Here is a 2,862-nt window from a genome sequence, read left to right as displayed (position 1 = left end):
GGCCAGGACCAGGCTGGCGACCGTGGTGACCGCCATCGCGACGATGCCGACCAGGGCCGCCGTGGTGTAGGCACTGTCGTTCGGGAAGATCCGGCCGGTGTCGGTACCGGCGGACAGCACCAGGCCGCCGACGGCACTGCCGAGCGAGTACCCCACGCTGCGCGTGATGTAGTTGAAGCTCATCGCACTGGACGTCTCGCTCTTGGGCGTGACAGCCAGGATGACGCCGGGCATGGCGGCCGAGAAGCTGCCGACGCCGAAGCCCAGCACGCTCATCGCCAGCAGCAGTTCGACCAGGTTCGACCGGGCCGCGGCGAAGAGGACGAACCCCCCGATGATGACGACGGCGCTGCCCGCCAGCAGGAACGGGGCCTCGATCCGCTTGAGCATCGGGGGCGTGAGCTTGCCGCCGGCGAACCCCAGCACGGAGAAGGGGATCAGGACCAGCCCGGCGACGAAGGTGGTGAGCCCGAAGCCGTAGCCGGCGCTGTGCGGCGTCTGCGCGTACCGGGTGATCAGCGTGAGCAGGATGTACATGCCGATCGCGCCGACGAACATGGCGAGGTTCGCCCCGGCGACCGCCGGGTGCCGCAGCGCCTTGAGGTCGATCAGCGGCGCCGTGCCGCGCAGTCCGGTGGCGGTCCAGACGGCGAGCAGGACCACGGCGACGACGGCCAGCACCACCGCCACGCCGAGGTGGTGACTCCACAGGCTCCGCTCCCCGGCGAGGTACAGGACGAGGAACAGCCCACCCGCCAGGAGGAGCGCGCCCACCGTGTCCAGGTGGGCGGAGCGGCCCGCGGGGGCGTCGGGCATGAAGCGCCAGGCGGCCAGGAAGGCGATGACGGTGACGAACAGGCCGAGGCCGTAGGCGGCGCGCACCCCGCCCACCTGGGTGAGCAGGCCCGCGAGGGGGTAGCCGGCGCCGACCCCGATGATGGAGACCACCGAGACCAGGGAGATGGTGGCCGCGCTGCGCTCCTCGGGGAGGTGGTCGCGGGCCACGCCCATCATCAGCGCCGTCAGACCGAGCCCGATGCCCTGCCCGGCCCGGCCGACCAGCAGCCAGGCGAACGACAGCGGCAGCACGGTGAGCGCACTGCCCACGACGACGACCGCCAGCGTGGCGAGGATCGTGGCGCGCCGGTGCGGGCCGGCGCCGAGCCGGCCGAGGATCGGCGTGGAGACCGCGCCGGCCAGCAGCGCGATGGTCAGCGTCCACTGCGCGCTGCTGAGCGAGACGTGGAACGTGGTGGCCACGGTGGTGATGAGCGGCGCCCCGAGGCTCGCGACCGCCGCCACGACCAGGGCGACGAACACCAGGGAGGGGACCAGCATCCGCGGCTCGGGCTGCTCCCGGGGAGTGCTCATCGGCCGGCCCCGGTGGTGCCGCGGCCGGTGAGGAGCGGCTGAGCGTCCACGCGGGCCCGGGTGGGCACCGTCACCTGCCGGGAAGCCGGACGCGGCAGGGCCGTTAATGCGGGATGGGTGGTCATGTCCAGGACCGTAGGGCCCGGGCAACGCGTCGTCCAATACCTGATCGGACTGGCTCCGATAGCCAGGGCCTATCAACTGTGGAGACCCGCCGACCCGTTGCGGGGAGGAGGTCGCCCCGGTGAGGCAGTTCACGCGCGCGCCCGCCGGACCGGCGCCCAACACCACCGGTGAGCCGCACATCTGAGCGATGGTCAGCCATGCGTTTCGTCCGGCACGAGCGGGCCCCGACCGATCGTACGCGAGGGGCACGGAAACGGCCCGCCGGGCGAACCGGCGGGCCGTCATGCGCGTGATCGGGGTCAGTAGGCGCCGTTCAGGAACGGGAGCACCTCCGCGGCGTCCGTGATGCCGGCCGGCGGGCCGTCGACCCGGGTGCCCGGGAGCGCGTTCTGGACGATCATCGGAGCGAGGGTCGGAGTGGTGTTGATCTCGATGAAGTGGTTGACGCCGAAGTTCTCCTGAAGGTCCGCCACCGACTCGATGAGGTTCGCCGGCTTGGTCCAGATGGCGAGCGACGCCTTCCGGACCGTGTCGGTCTCGACGATCGGCCGGCACTCGGTGGTGAAGTACAGCGGGGGCAGCACGGGGTCCACGGTGCGCTCCTCCTGGCGCATGATCGCCTGGAGGGCCGCCGACCGGAACAGCGGGGTGTGGATGGGGAGCAGGGCGGCGAGGCGCCGGCAGGGGACGCCGTTGCGCTCCGCGTGGCTCTGCAGCAGGTCCAGGTCGTCGAACCAGCCGCAGACCACCGTCTGGTTCGGAGCGTTGATCATGCCGACGTACAGGCCCTCCTCCGAGACCTGCCGGCACATCGCCCGGGCGGTCTGCTGGTTGACGGCGAGGGCGAGCATCCCGCCCCGCAGCGACATCCGCTCGGCCTCGACGTAGCCCCCGAGCAGGACGTCGATCGTCTCCGCCATCGTCATGAGGTCCGTGATCACGCTGCCGACGTTGAAGCCCGCGCCGTGCCCGAGGATGATGGACGGCTGGACCTTCAGGTCGAGCGACGCGTACACGGAGTACGGGACGAGCGTCGCCGCCACCAGGTTGTGGACGTATTCCGTCTCCAGGCTGGGCGCCGGGCCCGGATCCCCGGCCGTGAGTCTGTCCGTGACGGGCGGATGGCCGAGTTCCGCGAGTTTCCGGTCGGTCATGTCCAGGGCGTCGGCCACGCTCGCGTTCGTGTCGGCGAGCGTGCGCAGGATCCCCGGCGGATAGGGGTTGCTGAACGGCGGAAAAGCGAGGGCTGTCGTGAGCGGCATCTGTTTCTCCCGGGATGTCTGCCCGTTCGTCGTCACCGGGAGCGGGGGCGGCTCCCGTCCGGTCATCCGGAGAACGGATCCGGCCCGCCCTGCTGCCGGATCC

General features: G+C 71.5%; 2 protein-coding genes. Both read right to left on the bottom strand.

Annotated elements, in window-relative coordinates; genetic code table 11:
- A partial coding sequence (locus ACFRMQ_RS39815; protein ID WP_380735789.1) for an MFS transporter occupies positions 1-1,371 on the bottom strand: 1,371 nt, incomplete at its 3' end.
- Positions 1,372-1,796: 425 nt separating this feature from the next.
- A complete protein-coding gene (locus ACFRMQ_RS39810) occupies positions 1,797-2,759 on the bottom strand; it encodes a hypothetical protein (protein WP_380735788.1) in 963 nt (320 codons plus the stop codon).
- Positions 2,760-2,862 lie beyond the last annotated feature (103 nt).

It is taken from the genome of Kitasatospora sp. NPDC056783 (genome assembly GCF_042789895.1).
Taxonomy (GTDB): domain Bacteria; phylum Actinomycetota; class Actinomycetes; order Streptomycetales; family Streptomycetaceae; genus Kitasatospora.
The sequence above is the reverse complement of the archived record's forward strand: the minus strand, read 5'-3'. Positions and strand labels throughout refer to the sequence as shown.